The organism is Streptococcus minor DSM 17118 (assembly GCF_000377005.1).
Lineage (GTDB): Bacteria > Bacillota > Bacilli > Lactobacillales > Streptococcaceae > Streptococcus > Streptococcus minor.
This window is the reverse complement of record NZ_AQYB01000033.1, coordinates 179,990-203,266: the sequence shown is the minus strand read 5'-3', so window position 1 is coordinate 203,266 and position 23,277 is coordinate 179,990. Positions and strand designations below refer to the sequence as shown.

Annotated in this window: 24 protein-coding genes and 1 other annotated feature; all 24 genes read right to left on the bottom strand. The window is 40.1% G+C overall.

The annotated features are described in order from the left end of the window. Positions 1-60: 60 nt before the first annotated feature. The 24 genes from rplJ to F602_RS10635 all read right to left on the bottom strand — a co-directional run bounded on the left by rplJ (position 61) and on the right by F602_RS10635 (position 23,245). Positions 61-558, bottom strand: coding sequence for a 50S ribosomal protein L10 (rplJ, locus tag F602_RS0107335; RefSeq protein ID WP_018167321.1), 498 nt, complete (start codon positions 556-558; stop codon positions 61-63). A 27-nt stretch (positions 559-585) separates the two neighbouring features. Further along, positions 586-722, bottom strand: a sequence feature (ribosomal protein L10 leader region). Positions 723-930: 208 nt separating this feature from the next. Then, positions 931-1,518 carry a ribosome biogenesis GTP-binding protein YihA/YsxC gene (gene yihA / locus F602_RS0107330; RefSeq protein ID WP_018167320.1) on the bottom strand — a complete coding sequence of 196 codons (588 nt, stop codon included), beginning with the start codon at positions 1,516-1,518 and terminating at the stop codon, positions 931-933. Positions 1,519-1,542: 24 nt separating this feature from the next. Further along, positions 1,543-2,769: an ATP-dependent Clp protease ATP-binding subunit ClpX gene (gene clpX, locus F602_RS0107325; protein ID WP_018167319.1), complete on the bottom strand. Its 1,227-nt coding sequence runs from the start codon at positions 2,767-2,769 to the stop codon at positions 1,543-1,545. A 199-nt stretch (positions 2,770-2,968) separates the two neighbouring features. Beyond that, the gene (locus F602_RS0107320) at positions 2,969-3,481 is read right to left on the bottom strand and encodes a dihydrofolate reductase (protein WP_026183361.1); all 513 of its coding nucleotides are present in this window, start codon (positions 3,479-3,481) and stop codon (positions 2,969-2,971) included. Positions 3,482-3,568: 87 nt separating this feature from the next. Beyond that, positions 3,569-4,408, bottom strand: coding sequence for a thymidylate synthase (locus F602_RS0107315; RefSeq protein ID WP_018167317.1), 840 nt, complete (start codon positions 4,406-4,408; stop codon positions 3,569-3,571). Between the two features lie 83 nt (positions 4,409-4,491). Beyond that, complete coding sequence (locus F602_RS0107310) at positions 4,492-5,451, bottom strand: ROK family glucokinase (protein WP_018167316.1); 960 nt, start codon at positions 5,449-5,451, stop codon at positions 4,492-4,494. A gap of 84 nt (positions 5,452-5,535) precedes the next feature. Then, positions 5,536-5,877 (bottom strand): hypothetical protein, encoded by a 342-nt coding sequence (locus tag F602_RS0107305; protein WP_018167315.1) that lies wholly within the window; start codon positions 5,875-5,877, stop codon positions 5,536-5,538. 17 nt (positions 5,878-5,894) lie between these two features. Beyond that, the gene (locus tag F602_RS0107300; protein ID WP_018167314.1) at positions 5,895-7,766 is read right to left on the bottom strand and encodes an ABC-F family ATP-binding cassette domain-containing protein; all 1,872 of its coding nucleotides are present in this window, start codon (positions 7,764-7,766) and stop codon (positions 5,895-5,897) included. Then, positions 7,763-8,971, bottom strand: coding sequence for a CCA tRNA nucleotidyltransferase (locus tag F602_RS0107295; protein ID WP_018167313.1), 1,209 nt, complete (start codon positions 8,969-8,971; stop codon positions 7,763-7,765). Before F602_RS0107295 ends, F602_RS0107300 begins: the two co-directional genes overlap by 4 nt. Further along, a complete protein-coding gene (dapB, locus tag F602_RS0107290) occupies positions 8,968-9,735 on the bottom strand; it encodes a 4-hydroxy-tetrahydrodipicolinate reductase (protein WP_018167312.1) in 768 nt (255 codons plus the stop codon). Before dapB ends, F602_RS0107295 begins: the two co-directional genes overlap by 4 nt. A 22-nt stretch (positions 9,736-9,757) precedes the next feature. Beyond that, on the bottom strand, positions 9,758-10,606 hold the full coding sequence (locus tag F602_RS0107285; RefSeq protein ID WP_018167311.1) for a DegV family protein: 849 nt from the start codon (positions 10,604-10,606) through the stop codon (positions 9,758-9,760). After that, positions 10,603-10,983: a DUF1149 family protein gene (locus F602_RS0107280; RefSeq protein WP_018167310.1), complete on the bottom strand. Its 381-nt coding sequence runs from the start codon at positions 10,981-10,983 to the stop codon at positions 10,603-10,605. Before F602_RS0107280 ends, F602_RS0107285 begins: the two co-directional genes overlap by 4 nt. Before the next feature lie 123 nt (positions 10,984-11,106). Then, complete coding sequence (locus F602_RS0107275) at positions 11,107-13,056, bottom strand: PTS fructose transporter subunit IIABC (RefSeq protein WP_018167309.1); 1,950 nt, start codon at positions 13,054-13,056, stop codon at positions 11,107-11,109. Next, positions 13,053-13,964 (bottom strand): 1-phosphofructokinase, encoded by a 912-nt coding sequence (pfkB, locus tag F602_RS0107270; protein ID WP_018167308.1) that lies wholly within the window; start codon positions 13,962-13,964, stop codon positions 13,053-13,055. The genes F602_RS0107275 and pfkB overlap by 4 nt, the downstream gene beginning before the upstream one ends. Then, the gene (locus tag F602_RS0107265) at positions 13,961-14,713 is read right to left on the bottom strand and encodes a DeoR/GlpR family DNA-binding transcription regulator (protein ID WP_018167307.1); all 753 of its coding nucleotides are present in this window, start codon (positions 14,711-14,713) and stop codon (positions 13,961-13,963) included. Before F602_RS0107265 ends, pfkB begins: the two co-directional genes overlap by 4 nt. A gap of 163 nt (positions 14,714-14,876) precedes the next feature. After that, entirely contained in the window at positions 14,877-15,941 is a 1,065-nt protein-coding gene (locus F602_RS0107260; RefSeq protein ID WP_018167306.1) for a pyridoxal phosphate-dependent aminotransferase, read from the bottom strand. Between the two features lie 60 nt (positions 15,942-16,001). Continuing rightward, positions 16,002-16,625 (bottom strand): alpha/beta fold hydrolase, encoded by a 624-nt coding sequence (locus F602_RS0107255; RefSeq protein ID WP_018167305.1) that lies wholly within the window; start codon positions 16,623-16,625, stop codon positions 16,002-16,004. Further along, positions 16,622-17,341 (bottom strand): tRNA (guanosine(37)-N1)-methyltransferase TrmD, encoded by a 720-nt coding sequence (trmD, locus tag F602_RS0107250; RefSeq protein WP_026183359.1) that lies wholly within the window; start codon positions 17,339-17,341, stop codon positions 16,622-16,624. Before trmD ends, F602_RS0107255 begins: the two co-directional genes overlap by 4 nt. After that, the gene (gene rimM, locus F602_RS0107245; protein WP_018167303.1) at positions 17,331-17,849 is read right to left on the bottom strand and encodes a ribosome maturation factor RimM; all 519 of its coding nucleotides are present in this window, start codon (positions 17,847-17,849) and stop codon (positions 17,331-17,333) included. The genes trmD and rimM overlap by 11 nt, the downstream gene beginning before the upstream one ends. A 152-nt stretch (positions 17,850-18,001) precedes the next feature. After that, positions 18,002-18,241, bottom strand: a complete 240-nt coding sequence (locus F602_RS0107240; RefSeq protein ID WP_018167302.1) for a KH domain-containing protein — start codon at positions 18,239-18,241, stop codon at positions 18,002-18,004. A gap of 30 nt (positions 18,242-18,271) precedes the next feature. After that, positions 18,272-18,544 carry a 30S ribosomal protein S16 gene (rpsP, locus tag F602_RS0107235; protein WP_018167301.1) on the bottom strand — a complete coding sequence of 91 codons (273 nt, stop codon included), beginning with the start codon at positions 18,542-18,544 and terminating at the stop codon, positions 18,272-18,274. Between the two features lie 120 nt (positions 18,545-18,664). Beyond that, entirely contained in the window at positions 18,665-18,961 is a 297-nt protein-coding gene (locus F602_RS0107230) for a DUF4298 domain-containing protein (RefSeq protein ID WP_018167300.1), read from the bottom strand. Continuing rightward, positions 18,951-19,712, bottom strand: coding sequence for a class I SAM-dependent methyltransferase (locus F602_RS0107225; protein ID WP_018167299.1), 762 nt, complete (start codon positions 19,710-19,712; stop codon positions 18,951-18,953). The genes F602_RS0107230 and F602_RS0107225 overlap by 11 nt, the downstream gene beginning before the upstream one ends. A 65-nt stretch (positions 19,713-19,777) precedes the next feature. Then, complete coding sequence (locus F602_RS10635) at positions 19,778-23,245, bottom strand: leucine-rich repeat protein (RefSeq protein ID WP_018167298.1); 3,468 nt, start codon at positions 23,243-23,245, stop codon at positions 19,778-19,780. Positions 23,246-23,277: the final 32 nt, after the last annotated feature.

Here is a 23,277-nt window from a genome sequence, read left to right as displayed (position 1 = left end):
TTTCCTCCAATTTAAGTTTAAAATATGATTTGTAGCACTAAGCAGCTACCTTCTGACACATTAAGCTGCGTCTTCTTCTTTTTCTGCAACTGCTTTGACAGCGTATGCAACATTGCGAACTGGCGCTTGAAGTACAGAAAGCAACATAGAAAGCATGCCTTCGCGGTTTGGCAGGGTTGCAAGGGCTTCAATTTCTGCTTTTGTAGAAACTTTGCCTTCGATAGCTCCGCCTTTGATTTCAAGAGCATCAGCAGTTTTGGCGAAATCGTAGATGATTTTTGCTGGTGCAACTGCATCTTCTGAAAATGCAACTGCAGATGGACCTACAAATAATTCTGCAAGACCTTCAAGACCAGCTTGTTCAGCAGCACGACGTAAGATTGAGTTTTTGATAACTTTATACTCAACTTCTTCGCCACGTAGGTTACGACGAAGAACAGTATCTTGTTCAACTGTCAGACCACGAGCGTCAACAACAACGATAGAAGTTGCTGCTTTCATTTTCTCAGCGACTGCGTCTACTAATTCCGCTTTTTTTGCGATAATAGCTTCACTCATTTAGTTTACCTCCGTTTTTATTTTGGGATAGGCACAAAAAAAATCGCACCTACACCTAGACACGAAAGTACAAATACGTTTATATTCAATAATCGTTTTGTGCCTCGGTAGGATCTTTATGAGTCTGGCTCCCCTACTGTCTTAGGTCAGTTTTTTCAAACCTTAATCATATTACCACGTCCTGATGGCTTTGTCAAGCAGAAACTATGCTTTTTATGATAAAAAGGAGGAATATGTCCTCCTATATGATTAATCTCTAAATATTTGAGAGATAATTGACATCTCTTCCAATGATTTGATAATAGTTACCTAAATCTGACGTAGGCATTCTTTAAACATTACTTGGCTTGACCCTAAATTCTATTATTCTATTTATATTGCTGTTAGAATCGCATCCCAAGCCAGGTCAAAACCTTGTCTGGTTTCGGATGAAAAGATGACAAAAGCATCACTGGCCTCAAAATTAAGTTTTTTCTTGATAGCCGCTTCGTGCTTGTTCCACTTTCCTCTAGGAATCTTGTCAGCCTTAGTGGCAACTATGATTACTGGAATCTCATAATATTTGAGAAACTCATACATCTGCACATCATCTGTAGTTGGATCATGGCGCAAGTCAACCAGACTGACAACTGCCCGAAGGTTATCTCGACTGGTCAGATATTCTTCAATCATCTTACCCCATTTGGCACGTTCAGACTTGGAAACTTTAGCGTATCCGTAGCCAGGTACATCGACAAAACGAAGCTTATCATCAATATTATAAAAATTAAGTTGTTGGGTCTTACCAGGCTTACTTGAGGTTCGAGCTAAGTTCTTTCGACCTAGCAGGGTATTGATAAAACTAGATTTTCCGACATTGGAGCGCCCTGCTAAGGCAATCTCAGGCATATCGTCTTGGGGATATTGAGCTTTAGAAACAGCACTGAGGACAATCTCAGCATTATTTGTATTGATTTCCATCTGGATCCTTTCTCTTATAAGAGTCTAAGCAGTCTCCAATAGCGGTTTTTCCTTACCATCTACAGCATCTTTAGTGATGCGAACTTTCGTAATATTGTCCTGACTTGGCACTTCAAACATAACATCCATCATAGTTTCCTCTATAATGGAGCGAAGTCCTCGAGCTCCGGTCTTTCGTTCGATTGCCTTTTTTGCAATTTCCGTTAAAGCATCTTGGTCAAATTCCAACTCTACATCATCATAAGAGAGGAGAGTTTGATACTGTTTAACCAAGGCGTTTTTAGGCTCTGTCAAAATACGGACTAAATCTTCTTCTGTCAATTGATTAAGTGCTGCAAAAACAGGCAAACGGCCAATCAATTCGGGAATAATTCCAAATTTTTGGATATCATCCGCAATGATGTGCTGCATATAGGAATCTTCTTCTGCAATAGCTGTGTTATTGTGTCCAAAACCAATGATTTTTTCTCCAAGACGTTGCTTGACAATCTCTTCAATACCATCAAAAGCTCCACCTACAATAAAGAGAATATTCTTAGTGTCTACATGAATCATCTCTTGTTGGGGGTGCTTACGTCCACCTTGTGGTGGCACACTGGCAACTGTTCCTTCAATGATTTTCAGGAGGGCTTGTTGCACTCCTTCACCTGAAACATCACGTGTGATAGAGACATTTTCAGCTTTTTTAGCAATTTTATCAATCTCATCTACATAGATGATACCACGCTCAGCTCGATCAATGTTAAAATCTGCTGCCTGAAGGAGCTTCAGAAGGATATTTTCAACATCTTCACCTACATATCCCGCCTCAGTCAAAGCTGTTGCATCTGCAATTGCAAACGGCACATTGAGACTTTTAGCCAGTGTTTGAGCCAAAAATGTTTTACCTGAACCAGTTGGGCCAATCATGAGGATGTTGGATTTCTGCAAATCGACATCATCATCACCACGAGTATCCTGAAAATTAATCCGTTTGTAATGGTTGTATACCGCGACAGCTAAAGCACGCTTAGCCCGGTCTTGTCCGATAACATAGTGATTGAGAATATGGAGTAATTCTTGTGGTTTTGGCGTGTCAGCCAAATCTGTCAAAACTTCTTCGGCTAATTCTTCTCGAATAATTTCTTGTGCTAATTCGACACATTCATCACAGATAAAAACATTGTTTCCAGCGATGATTTTCTTTACTTCTTCTTGATTTTTACCACAAAATGAGCAATAAATCATTTCCTTGTTCTTATGAACTACCATTTCTTACCTCTTATATTTCTTTATTGCTAAAACAAAAAGCCATAAAATGCATGAATACTATTAACCAGATTGGTGAAGGCATTCAGTAGAAATAGGGCTGCAAGGCCATATCGTCTCTTTTGCATAGCTTGGCCCGCACAGATAATACAAATTCCACACAAAAAGGCTGTAAATAAGCCGAATAAACTTTTCTGCATTCCTAAATCACTTTCTTTTTAAACTTCCGGATGGTGAAATCTGCTTCATTTTCCGTATCTTTCGGACAAAATTCAGATGCTACTTCTGTCCAAACAGACCAGTCAAAACTCTCTGGAAAATAGGTGTCACCTTCATAACTGGCATGGATATCTGTCTTGATAATTTCATCCAAATAAGGCTCAAATATAGAAAAAATTTGTTTTCCACCAATGATATAAAGGTTTTTATCCTGCTTCACATACCAGTCTAAAATTTCCTGGACGCAATGAAAAACCAATACGCGCTCATTGTCCACTTGATAGTTTTCATCACGGGTCAAAATCAGAGACAAACGCTTGGGCAATGCTCGTTGTCCCATACCATCAAAAGTCACGCGCCCCATGAGGAGATTATGACCAATCGTTGTTTTCTTGAAATGCTGCAATTCTGCTGGTAAAAACCAAGGCAACACTTGATTCTTCCCAATAATGCCTTTTTCATCTTGAGCCCAAATGCCTACAATTTTCTTTGTCATGGTCACTCAACCTTCTCCTGTTTGTCCTTCTATTCTATCAGATATTCAACAAAAATGCACTTGCTAGACATGTAGCAAGCACAGTTTTTAAATAGCTAGGTCAAATTTCAACTGGGGCTTAACGGGTTCATAATCCAACAGCTCAAAATCTTCTGGTTTAATGTCAAAGAAATTGGTGCCATCAGGTACATTGAGAACCAATCTTGGCTGACAGTTTGTTGGTTCCCGACGAAGCAATTCTTCTGCATTATCAAATTGATTATCATAGATATGAAGGTTGTTGACAAAGTAGAAAAACTTACCGACCTTCCAGCTAAAATGCTTGGCAATCATCATTTGTAATGCAACATACTGCATGGCATTAATATGGTGAGCGACCAGCATGTCATTTGAACGTTGGGTTAGGGTTGCATCCAAGTAAATCTCGCCATCCACACGACGAACATCAAACATGGTCTGGAAGGCACAGGGTAAAAGCCCCTCCGAAGCTTCAAAAGCATCGTAATCCCAGAGGGAAATGACATTGCGGCGATTCCAAGGATTCTCCTCTAGTTGCTTGATAATCTTATTGATCATATCATGCTTTTTGACAACAGCGCCATAGCGTTGACCGATATTTCCTGAGTTTCCTACTTCCCAGTCATTCCAATAAGTAACCTTATATTTTTCATTGAGGACGGACAAATCATTTGTCTGATCCTGATAAATCCAGAAAATCTCCTTAATGGCAGACTTGATAGGAATAGGACGTAGGGTCGTAATGGGAAACTCTCCCTTGCTCAAATCATACTCTGCAAAGGAGCCAGTGATGTACTTGGAATTGGCCGTCTGCCCATCCTTGTATTTAGGTCGTGCCTGCTCAGACCAAACACCCTCGTTTAAAATCTTTGAAATATTTTCTTTAAAAATTACATCTGCTTTTGTCATAAAGACATTATAACATGAAGAAACGAAATTTTCTCCTCTGAAACTATCAAAAAAGCCAACCGAGGTTAGCTTTTATTATCATCCTATTGTAAAACGAGGGAGGCTGCACCGATGACACCTGCATCATTGCCAAGGGTAGCAAGGGAAAGTTTTGTTGTTTGTCGGATTTGTGGGAAAGAATTCTCCTCAAAAACTTTTTGTACCCCTGATAAAAGGAAATCCCCAGCTGCTGACACGCCACCACCAATGACAATATAGGCTGGATTAAGGATGCTGGCAATATTGGCACAAGCAATCCCTAGATAGCGTGAAAAGTTTTTATAAACAATCAGGGCCAGTTCGTCTCCTTCTTTAGCTAAGTCAAAGACATCCTTGGCAGTCACATCTTGTCCATCATCGACCATCTTCTTAAGGGATGCATCTCCTGCATATTGATCCGCATAACGACGAGCCAGATTAACAATACCTGTCGCAGAAGCTACGGTTTCCAAACATCCTTTTTTACCACAGGTACAGGCAAAAGCATCCTCAAAATCAACTGGCATGTGGCCCAATTCACCACCAGCTCCGCCAAAGCCGTGAATCAGATTGCCAGCCGCAACCACACCACCACCAACTCCTGTTCCTAGTGTCATAAAGACAACATCAGGATTATTTTGACCAGCACCAACCCATTGCTCACCAAGTGCTGCTACATTCGCATCATTATCAATAAAGAAAGGCAGTCCGATTGCTGTTTCAAACTGTTTCTTAACCTCTTGCAATGTTTTCCAGTTAAGATTGTAAGCGCCGATAACTGTCCCAGCCTCTGTGTCAATGACACCGGGTGAGCCCATACCGATGCCCAGAAAATCTTCCTTGGTTAAATTATGGCTTTCAAAACGTTGTTGAATGGAAGCGATAATATCCGGAACGATATGACTTCCTTCGTCTAAAATATTGGTTTTGATAGACCATTTTTCCAAAATTTCACCTGTTTGGGCTAAAATAGCCAATTTAACAGATGTGCCACCGAGGTCAATACCGATAATTTTTTTTGACATAAGTATCTCCAATGCAAAGTGTTTTCTCTATTATACCATATTGAAAATGTTTTCAAACATATTTTTTGATATTCTATTAAAAATTTACCTAAAAAGATACAGAAAGAAAAGCAACTGTAGATGAATCACCAACCGAATCATGCTAAATGTAAAAACTATCGTAAACTTGCTTGAACTATCTCGAACACCATTGTAGAAAAAAATACTCGAAATAATCGTGAAGGATAACGCAAAGCCGACCATCTGCAGAGGATGATAGGACTGAGCATAAAACACTAAACTAACTAGTACTACAACCAAACAGGCTACGCTCAGAAGAAAGCCGGCCAATGGCATCCGCCTAGTCTTAAAATAGCTATAGAAAGCTGCAGATAAAACCGTCAGGATATAGATAGCCATATAGACAATCAGTAGATTTCGAAACATGTTTCTCCTTTACTAAACTAAGGCTCCAGTTCACTCAAATATTCATAGCGTTCATACTTTTTAAGAAGCAACTCATTTTGCCGGTCCAACTCTTCTTGTAAGCTAGATAGACGATCAAAATCAGCCCCACATCCCTGCATAGCAGCTTCAATTTCCTCAATCTTTTCCTCTACGACAACAATATCTTCTTCAATTTTAGCCCACTCTTGTTTTTCAAGATAACTCATGCGCTGTTTATCTTTGTTGATAGCTGGAGTATTTTCTGTATATTTTTTATCTTTACCATGAGTCTGGGCATCTACCAAGAATTGTTTCTCGTCTAGGTAGTCTGTATAATTACCAAAGAATATCTGAACTCCCTTGTCCTCAAAAGCGATCATTTTTGTCGCGACCTTATCTAGGAAATAGCGGTCATGGCTCACCGTAATAACAGGTCCCGCAAAATGGTTCAGGAAATGCTCCAGCACCGTCAGAGTCGCAATGTCTAAGTCGTTAGTCGGCTCATCTAGCAAAAGAACATTGGGGCGTTCTAGAAGGATTTTCAGCAGATAAAGTCGTTTCTTCTCTCCACCAGATAACTTCTCAATCAGTGTACCGTGGGTATTGCGCGGAAAAAGGAATTGTTCTAGAAGCTCTGCGATGGACATCATACCTGAAGTAGTGTGAGCCTCTTCCGCTACTTCCTGAAGAAAATTAATGACTCGCTTGCTCTCATCTAAACCCTTGATTTGCTGAGAAAAATAGCCGATACGAACTGTCTCTCCGATAGAGAGTTTCCCAGTGTCAGGGTGTAAATCACCTGCAATCAGATTGAGTAAAGTGGACTTCCCTTTGCCGTTATCACCGACAATACCAATGCGGTCAGTATTCTGAATCAAGAGATTGAAATCTTTCAAAATTGGTTTTCCAGGATAGGAAAAACAAACATCTTCAAAAGCAATAATCTTCTTTCCGATGCGACTAGTCTCAAAATTGATTTCCAGTTTGTTGTCTTCAATTTTATTAGATAAATCTTTTTTTAGGTTGTGGAAACGATTGATTCTTGCTTCCTGTTTAGTCGCTCTTGCTTGAGGTTGCCTACGCATCCAGCTCAATTCCTGTTTATAAAGCTGTTCTTTTTTATGGCGAAGCGCGGCATCGCGCTCATCTTGTTCTGCCTTGAGGCGGACATAATCTTGGTAATTTCCCTGATACTCAGTCAAGCTAGCTCGGTCCAATTCAAAAATACGTGTCGCCAAGTTGTCCAAAAAATAGCGGTCATGAGTGATAAAGAGAACTGTTTTTTTGGAATTTTTAAGAAAGACTTGTAGCCACTCAATGGTATCAATATCTAAATGGTTAGTTGGCTCATCTAGCAAGAGCAAGTCTGCCTTTCCAAGAAGAGTTTGGGCCAACTGAACACGGCGACGAAGACCACCTGACAGTTCACCAACCTGTTGATGAAGATCTGTCAATCCTAGCTTGGTTAGGACTGTTTTGACCTGACTTTCCACTTCCCAAGCATGAAGGGCATCCATTTCCGCCATAACTTTCTCGAGTTTAGTCTGACTTGCCTCATCATAGTTGCCCACTAACTTTTCGTAATCACGGATTAGCTGCATTTCTCGCAAATCATCTGATAGAACAGTATCCAAAATAGTCTTTGTCTCATCAAAAGTCGGATTCTGTGTTAAATAAGCAATCTGATAGTCATTTTTCACCGAAAATGGTGAGCGGTCACCATCAAAGCCCTGCTTGCCAGAAATAACATCCAAAAGGGTAGTTTTACCAGTTCCATTCACGCCGACAATGCCAATCCGATCTTGCTCATGAATGATAAAAGAGATATCTTGAAAAACAGTCTTATCACCAACCGTTTTGCTCAATTTTTCTACAATAAAATCGCTCATATCATCCCTTTCTCTTTTAGGAATTTAAGAATAGCTTCTTTTTCATTCATTAACTCCCCTAAAACGATAGCTTTTTCAATTTCACTGAGAATACGTCCCAAATTTGGACCAGCTTTTAGGTTCAATTCTTTCATAAGAGTTCGACCGTTAACGACTATCTCATGCTTACTATGAATCAAGAGAGCGGCATCCAGAGCCTTAATTTGTTCAATCTCAATAGGTAAATCTTGAGCTTGTCGAATCTGTTCGACCAAGAGTAAGTTCTCCAAACCATACTGATAAACTAAGAATTTATCAACTGATGTTTTCTCTCTTGTTCGGTAAGCTGAGACTAAATCCAACACTGCTTTTTGAAAATCATTAGAAGTCTTCCACTTTTTTAGGAAGTTCTTTGGTTCGTTGATATCTAAAGCAATTAGGAGCATAGCCCAAGCCTGCTCAGAAGTAGCAAAGAGAAAATCTGGTCTCAACCGATCAAGCATAGCTTTCAGGCATGTTCCCTTTCCTTTCATCTCAGGCAAGAAATCATAGGCAACAGCAGCAATCATTTTTTCCAGTCCTTTACGCCAAAATGCAGCTGTTAAAAGCTTATCAAACTCGATAAAAATACGCTCTACAGAAATTTTTTCCAGAAGTGGTGCAGTCTCTTGCATAGCCTGAAAGGTTTGTTCCTCAATATCAAAATCCAATGTTGCAGCAAATCGAAAACCACGCATAATCCGCAAAGCATCTTCATTGAAGCGTTCTTGGGGTACACCAACTGCTCTCAATATCTTAAACTCCAAGTCCTTGAGACCATGAAACTTATCAATGATATCTGCTTCCTCATTGAGAGCAAAGGCATTTACTGTGAAATCACGACGCTTTAAATCCTCTTCTAGAGAGCGTACAAAAGAAACCTGACTAGGACGACGGTAATCAACATAGACATCTTCTGTCCGAAAGGTTGTAATCTCATATTCTTGACCGCCATGTAACACCAGAACTGTACCATGTTCGATTCCCACATCAATGGTCCGAGTAAAGACCTTTTTGGTCTCCTCAGGATAGGCACTAGTTGCAATGTCCACATCGTGAATAGTTCGTCCAAGAATAGCATCTCGAACAGAACCACCAACAAAATAGGCCTCATAGCCAGAAGCTTTCAATTTTTCTAAAATCGGTAAAGCCTCCTGAAATTCAGAAGGCAACTGTTGTAATTTCATAACAAATGTTCCAAACCGTATACTAGTTTTTCGCGTTTGACCACTTCCTTGATGCCTAGATTGACACCAGCCATAAAGGAAACTCGATCATAAGAATCATGGCGAATGGTTAATCCTTCACCTTGAGCACCAAAAATAACTTCTTGATGGGCCACTAAACCAGGCAAACGAACACTGTGAATGCGGAAACCATCAAATTCTGCTCCTCGCGCTCCAGCCATCAATTCTTCCTCGTCCATCGCTCCCTGTTGGCAGTTTTCTCGAACTTGGGAAATCAATTCAGCGGTCTTAACAGCTGTACCACTCGGTGCATCTTTCTTTTTATCATGATGCAATTCGATAATTTCAAGATTTGGGAAATACTTGGCAGCTTGAGCTGCAAATTGCATGAGTAAAATAGCTCCAATAGCAAAGTTTGGTGCAATCAATCCACCCAATTTTTTCTCCATTGAAAGAGCTGTCAAATCCTCAATTTGATCAGGTGTAAATCCAGTAGTCCCTACTACAGGAGCAAAGCCATTTTCCAGAGCAAAGAAGGTATTTTCATAAGCAAATTTTGGTGCCGTAAAGTCTACCCAAACATCTGCTTCAAAGCCAATCAGTTCCTCCTTTTTCGTAAAAACAGGAGCCCCATCCACACTCTCTTCTGTCGCAAAAGGATCTAGAACTGCAGCCAAAATCAAATCTTTATCCTCTTTGACCATCTGAACAGCAGTTGATCCCATCTTACCTTTAAAACCGGCAATAATGACCTTGATTGGCATGATTGTTCCTCCTCATAAGTATCTAGACAAGTGGTATAAATCCAAATGCTACTGCACCTTTACCTAAATGCGTTGCAATAACACCATCGAAATCAACAATTTCTAAGTGCTTAGTATGACCTCTCTCAAGCAAAAGTGAGTAAAACTCTTGAGCCTTTTCTTCCGCTCGTGAGTGAATAATGTAAAGACCATATTCACCATTAGCAGTCTTTTCTTCTAACACCTCTACTAAGCGTCGGATAGCTTTTTTCTCTGTCCGAACTTTTTCATAAACAACAATCTTTCCATCTTGATCAAAATACAAAATAGGCTTGATACTCAATAGATTCCCTAAAATAGCAGAACCATTGGATAGACGCCCCCCCTTGACCAAGTGATTCAAATCATCAACCATGATAAAAGCACTTGTCCCATCAATTTGGATAGACAATTTCTCCAGAATGCACTCAAAGTCATCACCTTGTTTCTCCCATTCAAAGATACTTTCAACCATTTTGCCTAATGGCGCAGAGGTAATTTTACTATCTGGAAAAACGACTTCCATCTGAGAAAATTCATCCTTTAGGAACTGAATATTTTGCCAAAAACCTGAAATACCAGATGACAAGAAAAGACCAATCACATGAGTATAACTGTCCTTAGCCAACCCCTCTAAAATTTCCGTTAATTCTGCTAAACTTGGCTGGCTAGTTTTAGGCAATTCGTCAGAAGTAGCCATTTTCTCATAAAATTCATCCAAAGAAAGATTTTTTCCTTCGATATAAGACTTTTCGTCGATGCTAATTGGAATGTCTAGGACAAATAAGTGATCAATGTTTTTCAGACTGTCAGGTAAAACCGCTGTTGAATCTGTAATAACTGCTAGTTTCATCTTACCTCTCCAAGATCAATACCAGGGGCATCAAATGCCACTTCTGTTACTTCGTAAGTCAGACGATTAACCATATCAAACAATGGGAGAGCTAACATGCGCTTATCTTCATCAGAAAGTTCAGATGGCTCATTGACCACTCCATCTGTCAGTTTGATCTGCTGAGAAACAGCTCCAGATACTACAAATTTCTCTTGTACATTCATAAAGTGCAGAACCAATATGATGGTTGTAGACTGTTCTTCCATATTTTGTTCCACTAAATGAAATTCAACGTTGTATTGCGTCTTGGGCGTGCCATGCTCTTCTTCCATTTTGAAATTGCGCATATCAAAATGGTAGCGATTGACGTATTCTTTATCACGAATGACCTTCATGTTTCTCTCCTAAGTACAGTAATAATCTTTATTATACCATATTTTCAGATAAAAGCGTGATTTCCATTTTTAGCGATAGGATTTTTTCAAAAAAAAGAACTCCCGAAGGAGTTCATATGCTATCTATTTAGCCTTACGCAAGTAGCCGAAGAGAACACCTGAAACCACAGCACCAACCAATACATAAGCCAGATAGAGGAACGGGTTGCTAGTGAGGGCAATTACAAAGACACCACCATGAGGAGCTATCAGTTTAATACCTGATAGACCAACCAAGGCACCTGTCAAGGCAGAACCAGCTATGAAGCTTGGGATAGCACGTGCGGGGTCAGCTGCTGCAAATGGAATCGCTCCTTCTGTAATGAAAGATAGACCCATGATGATATTTGTCAAACCAGCATCGCGTTCTTCTTGGTTAAACTTGTTTTTGTAAAGTAGGGTTGCGATAAAGACCGCTAACGGTGGCACCATACCACCAGCCATAACTGCCGCCATGACAATTGACCCGCCACTATTGACAGACGCTGCTAGAGTACCTGTACCAAATACATAGGCTGCCTTATTGATTGGACCACCCATATCTACTGCCATCATTCCACCAACCAAAAGGCCAAGGAGGACTGCTGAACTACCGGATAGGCTGTTCAAGAAATCATTAAGTGCTGTATTGATAGCTGACATTGGAATATTGACAGCTAACATCAGAAGTCCAGTGATGATAACGCCGAAGAGCGGCAAGATTAGGATAGATTTAGCCCCTTCTAGAGAACGTGGTACCTTAACATATTTTTTCAGACCCAAGACAACAAAACCTGCAAGGAAACCACCAACTAGGGCCCCAAGGAAGCCTGACGGAACACCTGCTAGAGATGCAGTTGCTTCACCACCAGCTGCGTATGGGATTTTACCATAAGCCAAACCACTTGATGCAATAGCACCAGCTACGAAACCTGAAACCAAACCTGGTTTTTCAGCAATTGAATAAGCTACATAACCAGCAAAGACTGGAACCATGAAACCAAAAGCCGCTTGACCAATCTTCATAAAGATAGCTGAAATTTCATGGTAGGATCCAAGATTCCCTAGGTTTTCTGCAGGGATCCCCATAATATTATCAAACAGAAAGGCTAAGGCAATCATGATACCACCACCGATAACAAATGGCAACATTTGAGATACACCGCTCATCAGGTGCTTATAGAAAGCTTGACCTACTGATAAGTTTTCTTCCGATTGCACGCTCGCTGCTCCTTCTTTTGCAACATAGGTATCAGCCTGCCCAGATACAATAAGGTTAATCAACTCTTCGGATTTCTTGATACCATCTGCCACTGGACGATTGACAAGAGGTTTACCGTTGAATCGAGCCATGTCAACTGCTTTATCTGCTGCAATGATAACACCTTTAGCATTGGCAATATCTGCTGCTGTCAGTTTATTTCCAACACCTGAAGCTCCATTGGTTTCAACCTTGATGGCTACACCTAGTTCAGCTGCAGTTTTCTTGAGGGCCTCTTCTGCCATATAAGTATGAGCAATCCCTGTTGTACAAGCTGTAACTGCTACGATAAAGTCTTGATTATCTTCCTTACCTTGTGGTTGATCAGCAACTTGATCAGCTGCTTCTGCTGCATCAAAGGTAGCGATGAGTTCATCAGCTGATGTAACCTTGCGCAATTTGTCTGCAAAGCCATCTTTCAATAGGTATTTAGACAATTCAGCCAAAGCAGCCAAGTGAGTGTCATTGGCTCCTTCTGGAGCTGCAATCATAAAGAATAGGTCCGTTGGTGCCCCATCCAGAGACTCGTAGTCCACACCAGTAGCTGACTTAGCAAAGAGCACAGTTGCTTCTTTGACTGCTGCATTTTTACTATGAGGCATGGCAATCCCATCACCTAAGCCAGTGGAAGTCTGAGCTTCACGATTCATGATACCTGTTTTAAAAATATCGAAATCAGTCACCACCCCTTTATTGACAAGGTTGGTAATCATTTCATCAATTGCTGCTTCTTTTGAAGTCGCTTTCAAGTCTAAAATCATAACTTCTTTATTCAGAAGGTCTTGGATTTTCATAATGTTTCTACCTCTACTTTTTCATAAATTTCTTTTATAAATGTTGCGGTTGCTAGATCATCTGAGAAAGTGGTTGCTGTCCCGCAGGCTACACCCCATTTAAGGGCTTGAACTGGATCACCTGATGTGACAAATTCGCCTGTGAAACCAGCGACCATGGAATCTCCAGCTCCAACAGAATTCTTTACAATTCCCTTGATAGGTTTTGCAAAGTATGCTGCTTCTGCTGTGACGAGGAGGGCCCCATCACCAGCCATAGAAATAATGACATTTTTTGCACCCCGGTCTAAAAGTAAGCGGGCATATTTTTCAATATCAGCTAAACCTCGAAGCTCGACACCAAAGATATCAGCTAACTCATGATTATTGGGTTTGACCAAGAGAGGTTGATACTCTAAGGAATCCAAAAGGGTTTGTCCTTCAAAATCGCAGACCACTTGAGCTCCACTTTTACGTGCTAGTGGAATCAAAGTCTTGTAAATTTTATTTCCCAAACTACTTGGAGCTGAACCGGCAAAGACCACGGTATCCTCTGGAGTTAAATCAGATAAAATATTTTTCAATTCATCCAACTTTTCTTGAGAAATTGTTGGACCAACTCCATTGATTTCTGTCTCGACACCAGCCTTAACTTTCACATTGATACGGGTATCTTCTTCCACTTCTACAAAATTTGTGGTGATTCCCTCAGCCATCAAACTTTCTTCAAGGAAATGCCCTGTGAATCCACCGATAAAGCCAGTCGCGGTATTGTCAATGTTCAGGCGTTGCAAGATACGGGAAACGTTGATCCCTTTTCCTCCAGCATATTTATCATCGCTCTCCATCCGGTTAACAGAACCAATATCCAGCTTATCCAGACGTACGATATAGTCAATGGAAGGATTGAGGGTAACGGTGTATATCATACTTCAATTACCTCCGTTTTTTCCTTTATTTTTTTCACAAGGGCTCCATCAGACTGATTAGTAAGCAAACTTACTTTTTCAATCCGCTCTACCTTGGCAAAAGATACCTGTCCAATCTTAGAACTATCCAAGAGAACATAGGTTTTTTGCGCATTTTCAATAATGGTCTTCTTGATGATGGCTTCTTCGATGTCAGGTGTCGTGAGGTAGTGCTCGTCCACACCATTCATACCGATAAAAGCCTTATCAAAATTTAGTTGAGCAATTTGCTCTACAGCCACTCTGCCAATGCTGGCATCTGTCGACTGTTTGACAAAACCACCGATGATGATTGTTTTAAATTGTTTGTCAACCAGTTTGGTAGCATGGTGAATCGAATCAGTAACCACTTTTAAATTGTCTTGATAGAGCATGTCTACTAGTAAGGCTGTTGTCGTACCCGCATCAATAAAAACCACATCACCATCTTCAATCAAAGAAAGAGCCTTTTGAGCAATTTCTGACTTTTCTTGAACGTTTTTGATAGATTTTTCCTGAATGGATTCTTCCGTCTGTAATTTGGAAACAACCTCTGCACCACCATGAACGCGCCGCAGGTGTCCTTCCGATTCCAGCTCATCCAAATCCCTTCTGACAGTAGATTCTGAGCTATCTAGTAGTCGGACCATTTCTTCCAACTGAAGAAACTGTTTTTCCTTGATTTCGTCTAAAATCAATTGTTTCCGTTCAGATTTTAAAATAGAACTCACCTCCCTGAAACCGATTACAGTTTCTATTATACATTATTTTCTTTCTTTGTCAACCATTTTCTACCAAAATCTATCAAATTGTTTCGTTTTTTATCTTTTTATTTGTTTTTTAGTGAAAAACTATCCTAGTCTTTCAAAAAAATAAGAGAGCTCTTGCTCTCTACTACTTCTTTGAAATCACATGAGAAATGATAGTCTTCATTAACTCCATTTCATCCGCTTTACCGATACCCATACGAATATAACCTTTCATAGCCCCCTTGACATAATATTTAAAATTAAAATCCTCAGCTAGAGCAGCATCGTAGATGGACTTGGCATACGGTGCTGTAAAGGCTACAAAATTTGCCTGACTAGGTAGAAGATGGAGATCTGGCTGTGTCCTTAGAAAATCCATAAAATCTTGACGAATTTCCTTAATAGCTGCTACTGATTCTTCAACCTTATCACCATGCTTTAAAGCTTTAGCTCCAATTTTAGCAGTCATATTGGGCATGCTATAGGGTGCCAAGACCTTGTCTAATTCATAAGCTAAACGCTGATCACAAAGAGCAAATCCCATACGCAGACCTGCGAGACCAAAGGCTTTTGATAAAGTTCGTAGTACAATCAAGTTATCATAAATATTGATTTTATCTACCAAGGAATCTATATCTGCAAAGTCAATATAGGCCTCATCGACTACCACTAGACCATTGAAGCCAGCTATAATTTTTTCCAATTCTGTTACTTCAAAAGCCATTGATAGGGGATTGTTAGGATTGGACAACATAATGAGCTTAGCGTCGACTTCTGTTGCATAAGCCAAGATTTTATCTGCAGACAAACTCGGGAGTCCATTCTGCCAATCGAGCGGATAGGATGAGATATTCACGCCATGAATTTGAGAAAAAACAGAATACATGAAGAAATCAGGTTCCACCGTTAAAATAACATCACCAGCTTTCAAAAATGTAGTGATAATCGTATGAATCATCTGGTCAGATCCAACTCCTTGCACTACCTGCCTTGGTTTTACTCCAATATAGGCTGCATAGGCGTTGATGAGGTCGCTATACTGATTGTCTCCATAGTAGAGCAAGTCAGAAAGGGAAATATCTGTCATAGCCTCTTCCAGTAGACCAGACCAGTCAATCAGCCGGTTTTCATTGTCACCTAGATTGTGTTTGGCTATCTTTTCAATCTTATAACTCTCAAAGTCTTCCAAATCTTTTCTAAATTGAACCATTTTTCTTCCTTTCTACCAGAAGAAGCACCTCGTGACAGTGCTTCTGAACTTTTCTATTTGCTACTTAACTTGTGCTAAAAATCCTCGCACCAAATCAGCCAAGGCCTCAGGTGCATCATCCGTCAGGAGATGGCCAGCAGCTGGAATCATCTGAAATTGAGCCTTTGGCATGAGGCTTGCTACCGCTTTTGAAGACTTGACATTAAAGAAATCCTTCTGACCGCAAACCACCAAGGCAGGCAACTGGCTCTTGCTGAGTGCCTCTGTCAAATCCAAGCCCATCATGGACTCATAAAAGCCAATCAAGTTGGCCTTATCAAAGCCTTTTTTGGCAAAGGCAGATCCTGGCATGACTTTGAAAATGAAGCCTTGCAGCTGGTAAGGAAGATTTCCCTTTAGCTTATACTGCCCTGCACAGGCTACAATCCCTTTAAGACGAGCCAGAGGCTGATCCAAAAGGCTATAAATCAAACTGGCCCCTAAAGACAGACCCAGCAGGATAAAGTCGTCTTGTTCAGCCTCCAGAAGGCCGCGCACTTTGGCCACCAGATGCTGGTAATCTTCTGGCAGACGGCCATTTTCAAATAATTCAAGTGCCACAAGATCATGTTCTGGCAAGAAGTCCATCACTTGCTTCCAGGCCTGGCCTGTTTGTCCGATGCCATGCAGACAGAGAATTTTCATTGCAATTCTTCCTTAATCTGGTCCAAAATGGCCCTTTCTTCATCAGAAAAAGTATAGTTTTCCAACAAGTCAGGCCTGCGTTGGTAGGTTTTTTTAAAACTTTCATAGAGACGCCACTTGCGGATATTCTCATGGTGGCCACTCATCAAGACATCTGGCACGGTCATCCCCCGAAAATCGTAAGGGCGTGTATACTGAGGATATTCCAAGAGCCCAGAAGAAAAGCTGTCATCCTGGTGGCTGGCCTCCTTGCCAATCACCTCTGGAATCAGGCGGACTGTGGCATCCACCATGGTCATGGCAGCTAGCTCACCACCTGTAAGAACAAAATCTCCTAGTGAAATCTCGTCTGTCACTAGAGTCTTGATGCGCTCATCATACCCTTCATAGTGGCCACAAATGAAAATCAACTGCTCTTCCCGGGCCAATTCTTCCGCAAAGGCCTGATCAAAGCGGCGGCCAGCTGGATCTAGCAAGATAATCCGAGGCTGCTTGGCATCAATCTTCTCAATGGTATCAAAAATCGGCTGCGCTCGGAGCAACATGCCTTGTCCACCACCGTAGGGCTCATCATCTACGTGACGCGCTTTCTCAGCATAGTCACGAAAATTGTGATAGGTAATCTCTAGCAAGCCCTTTTCCTTGGCTTTTCCGACGATAGAGTGCTCTAGTGGGGCAAACATTTCTGGAAAGAGCGTTAAAATATCAATCTTCATCATCCAATCCTTCCATGATATCCACTTCTACACGGCCATTTGGAATATCAACCTTGAGGACGACAGGCGGAATATAGGGTAAAAGAAGATCGCGCTTCCCTTTTCGCTGAACCACCCAGACATCATTTGCACCTGGTTGCAAAATCTCCTTAATTTGACCGATAAGAATATCCTTTTCATAGACATCCAGACCGATAATCTCATGATAGTAAAACTCATCCTCACCCAAATTAGCCAGGTCTTCCTCAGCCACCTTGAGGGAGTGGCCCTTGTATTTTTCCACATCATTGATATGATATAGTCCTTTGAATTTGACGATGTCAAAATTCTTCTGCTTACGATGACTAGCAACTTCCACTTCCATCACAAAGTGGTCTTTTTCATTAAAAAGAGACAGCTTGCTTCCCTTCTTAAAGCGTTCTTCTGCAAAATCTGTCACACTCATCACTCGTAGCTCACCTTGCAAACCTTGGGTATTGACGATTTTGCCAACATTAAAATAATTCATAGACTCTCCAAAACAAATATTTTCTCTATTCTAACATGAACAGGGTATTTTCTCAACAGGATTAGAAGTGAATAAACTGTCTTAGATAGGCTGGTAACTTCCGGTGATTCGTTTGAGAACAATAAAAAATGATCCAAAAAGGACCATTATGTTTATTTCTCATCAATAACAAGACGAACTTTTTTATCACTTGTTGGAACAGAGTAGACAATCGTTCTAATCGCAGAAATTGTGCGACCTTTTCTACCAATAACACGACCGATATCAGACTGATCCAGATCCAAATGGTATTCTAAAAATTCAGGTGTATCAACGATTTTAATCGTTAAGCTATCCGGTTGTGAAATCAAGGGTTTCACAATTGCAATAATAAGATTTTCAATCATGTCCATAAGTGTTCTCGCTTACTTCTTATTCTGAGATTATTTTGAGAATTTTTGGTTGTGGAATTTCTTCATCACACCAGCATTTGAAAGGATGCTACGAACAGTATCTGAAGGTTGCGCACCTTTTGCCAACCAGTCAAGAATACGATCTTCTTTAAGAGTTACTTGGTTTTCTGCAACCAATGGGTTGTAAGTACCAACAGTTTCGATAAAGCGACCATCACGTGGAGAACGTGAATCAGCCACATTGATACGGTAGAAAGGTTTCTTTTTAGAACCCATGCGAGTCAAACGGATTTTTACTGCCATTTTAGGTATGTCTCTTTTCTAATATTTAATATTTTTGTTTGAGTCTTTCAACTCACTTTAACCATTATAGCATAATAAATCAGAGTGTCAAGAAAAAAACTTGACAGTCTAAAATTATTTTTAAAGTTCTAGTTCATTGGCCACTTTATAGAGTTTCTCAGATAATTCTCTCCTATCAAAGAGTAAATTGTAGATGCCATCCTCACTCAAAATTCCACGAGGTAAATCGTTAAAATGACCTTTTTCTTCCAAGGATAAGTCTTCCATATAAGTCTGGCTCTGATAATAGGCCAAGAGTGCATTAAAATCATCCTGAGAATCCTCTACTTCTGTTAAAAGAGTCGTCAACTGATCTGTCAAATACAACTGACGATTGAGGATTTTTTCCATCTTTTTCACGCGATTCCTAGCTTGCATCTTCTTCTCCTAACATAATTTCGCCATAATGAAACTTCTGATACGGTCTAACATAGCGTACAAAACCAAAGTCTTCGAAGACTGTGTCTCTAAAGTGAGCCTTGAGAATAATTTTTTTCCTGGCCACTCGCTTGCATTCTGTCAGAAATTCTATCGATAGTTTTTTATAATTAGCCAAAGGCTTTAATCCAGAGAGATTTTCTGATTCGGTGATGTTTTCAGAAAACATGGGATCGCAATAAATAATGTCAACAGAATGATCGGACTGGTTTTTCAAGAAAGATAGGGAATCAATGCAGTGGGTGCGAATTCTTCTCATGGCTTGATTGATGGCTGGATGACCCGTCTCAAAGGTTTGCAGACCACGCGCAACAATGGTATGGATGAGAGGTTGACTTTCTAGGGCTGTCACCTCATGCCCTGCATAGGACAAAACAATCGCATCACTGGCCAATCCCATAGTGGTGTCTAAAACAGACATTTTTTCTGAACCAACTATCTCTATCAAGGGATCACGTGGCGCTTTCATCCGCAACATGGCTGTATCCGGATGAAAAGCAAAGGAATGGCCATTTCGATACTCTAAGCTCAGTCTTTCCTGTGTCACCAAAAGTACAGAACCGTGAATTTCCTGTAACTGGGCTAAAGAGCGTTTCTTGCGCGGTATGTATTCAAGGTTTAATGTTGCGGCCAGTTCAAGGGCCTGTTTTTCCAGAGCTATTGTCAGTCTAGAGCTTGTTGAAATAATCATGGTATGATTATACCACATGAAGTCAAAACTAAAAATCCCTCACCATTTGATGAGGGATTAAGACATTATGGTCGATAAGTGATGCGTACATCTGAGTCAAAAACATCTTGCATGATTGGATCTGCTTGATGTTGTAAGTGAGATGGGAGCTCAACTGATTCCAATCTATTTTCTACAAATGCACCTAGTGCCATCTTGGTAACTGAATTTGGAATCGTAACAGACACAAGATGGTTATTTGCAAATGCTAGCTGTCCGACGCTTGTGACTGAATTTGGAAGAGTTAGACTAGCTAATTGATTGTTAAAGAATGCATTGTACTCGATCTCGGTGACCGTTAGAGGGATGGTGATACTGCTTATCTGATTATCTGAGAATACACCACCTTCAATTTTTGTGAGACCAGGTTGTATAGCAACTTGTGTTAACAAATTATTGCTAAATGCTTCTACGCCAATGGTCGTAACATTCGATGGAATAATCAATGCCACGAGTTGATTATAAGAAAAGGCATTTTGACCAATAGATTTCACAGTATTAGGGATGTCTAAACCAGCTAGGCGGTTTCCACTAAATGCACCATCTCCAATGGTGGTTAGATTTTGCGGAAGAGTAATGCTGTTTAGCTGATTTCGATAAAAAGCATGTGAGCCAATGGCTGTCACACTTGCAGGAATACTTGCGTTCGTCAATTGGTTATTCTGAAATACTTCATCATCTATTTCTGTGACACTAGGTGGCAAACTGATATTTGTCAGTTGATTTTCCCTAAATGCTCCTTTTCCAATCTTTTTCAAGGTTGCAGGTAAATGGATTTCAGTTATTTGATTATAGGCAAACGTATTTTGACCAATCCTTTGAATATTTTTGGATAATTGAACTGAGGTTAATTCATTATTCATAAATGCTCCGTCAGCATCTTCTCCATCCATAGTACCAATCGTAACAACTGTGTCTGGTATTACCACACTTTCAAGGGCATTTTGATAAAAAGCACCTGCACCAATATAAGTTAGACCGTGTTGTAGGTTTACTTGCTTGATATGATTTTCTGCGAATGCGCTATCTAAAATCCGACTCAAATTTCCTTGTGTCCGGAGAGAAGTAATATTATTTCGATAGAATGCATTTTCTGCTACCAAGATGAGATTCAAAGGAAGATTAACGTTAGTCAGTTGATTGCCCTCAAAACTGCTTTTTCCGATAAATATTAGTGAGTCTGGTAATTGAACTTGTGCAATGTCTTTTTCCTCAAAAACACCCGTTACATTGACAGTCTTGTTGTCTGTACTAAGGGTTCCAATTCCGACAACGTCTTTACCATTGATAGACGCAGGGATATGAACATTTTTTCTCGTACCCTTGTACTTTGTAATCACAATACCTTTTTTATCCCTCAACCAATTGATTTTATTAGAAGAATCAATGTAGGTCTCATAAGATTTAAAGTACGGTGTATCATCAATATCTATCCATTCAAAATCAGAAACTGTATTTGGAACTGTGATGTCATCTACATTGGTATTTGGGCTTGTCGTTGTTGTTTCGGTTGTCGTTGTTGTGGTCGTTGTTGTAGTTGTTGTTGACTGGGAATCGTTTGATGATGGTTTCGTACTCGACGATGGTTTCGTACTCGATGATGGTTTCGTACTCGATGATGGCTTCGTACTCGACGATGGCTTCGTACTCGACGATGGCTTCGTGTTTGATGATGAGCTAGTTGTAGTTCCTGATAGGCTATATCTCATCAATTCTTTATCCTTGAAACGACCATCTAGCTTGATAGATTTCCCTCTACTACTTCCAATTTCAGCATGATAACCAGATTTGACATTAGCAAAGAAGGTTGCCTTCCCCTTAGCTTTTTCTACCGTAGGTTTTGCCAAATCCTTGCTGACAACTTTTGCTTCAAATTGGCCATCAACAGCTGAGCCGACTGCTATATCAAACGTAGCTAAGTCAATTTGAGCAATACCTGGTTTAAACGCAACCTTTGGTCCCACACGAACTTTACCATTCATTTTCAAGTCCAGTGTAGACGAAAGATTGGTTGATGGGTTCATATAGGCTTGTTTATTTTTAATTCCAACTTCGCTATTAATTGTAGCATCATTGACAAAAACTACTTTCACTTGTCCTTCTGCTTCCATAAAAGCATAAACATCAATATTTACCCGCAGGTTTTCATATAAGTTAACTGGAATTGTACCTAATTTAACTGTCTGATTGTAGCTAGCTTTCTTATCATAAGTAGCTGTTACCTTCGCAGATACTTGGGGAACTACATAAATATTAGTAGCGTCAATATTTTGAGAATCGTAGTTTATCCCTGCTACAATATCACCCAAAACAGTGACAGAAATATCCACATTATCAATCTTTTTAGTGATACTTAGTCCTGCTTCTTGAATACCTGATTCCGCTATTACTCCACTTTCAGAGACGACAGAACCTTTAGTAGCTATAAATTGACTTGTATTTAGACGCTGCTTCTTCTCTATAGAAACTTGTTTGACCAACTGTTCAAAACTGGTTTCTTTAGTCTGAATGACCGTACGTCCATTGCTACTAGTAGCTGATACAACCTCAAACACATAACCATTTGGGTATGTAGCAGAAGGAGGTAAAAGGATATCATCACCAGTTTGAATTTCTAGATTCACTGGTATGACAACCTGCTTAGCTGATTCATTCACTTGATAACTCGTAACTTCTTTTAAATCAGCTGTTGATGGCTGAAGCAAAACTTTGCCAGCTGATGAACTGGACTGACGACCTAAATCGAGATGACCAGTCACCTTTTTCAACTGAATGTCATTCTCTGTTTTAGCAAGGATATCAACTTTGAAATTTTTCCCGCTTAGTGTATAGTTCTTATTTTTCTCAACATGAAAATAGAAATAACCATCTGCAGGTACAGAAATGGTCTCAACTGTCTTTCCAGAAATCTCCAAGGTTAGTGTCGTATTTTTAATCAGCTGATTTCCAGAATCTTTTGCTGTACCAGAAATTAAAACTTCTTTATTTTCTGGATCATGATGGGAAATATTATCATTGGTTTTTAGACCATAAAAAGCAATACCTTCCTGAATCCAGCCTCTTGAACCCAGTACCTTATTTTCATTTGCATCTTTTGTGTAAAGGTGTTTTTTTATGCCTGGATGGTACAGTCGGTAGATAGGCAGGCTACCATAAGAGCGGTAACTTGCTCCTTCCTGTTTCCAGCCTCTTGTTGCAAGTACCTTATACTCATTTGTGTCCTTTGTATAAAGGTGTACTCTTAAAACTGGATGATATAGACGGTAAACAGTCTCTCCTTTTTTATCGGAAGTAGTCCAAGCTAATCCCTCCTGACTCCACCCTCTTGTTCCAAGAACCTTGTACTCATTACTATCTGTCGTATACAAGTGAACTTGTAACCCTGGATGATACAGACGGTACAGACCTGTATCAGCAGCCACTCGCTGCCCGAAAAATACCGTCAAAAAAAATAATACCCCTAAAAAATTTAGTAGTATAACCTTCTTCTTCATAATAAACCTCCTGATTTTACTAGTCATATTCT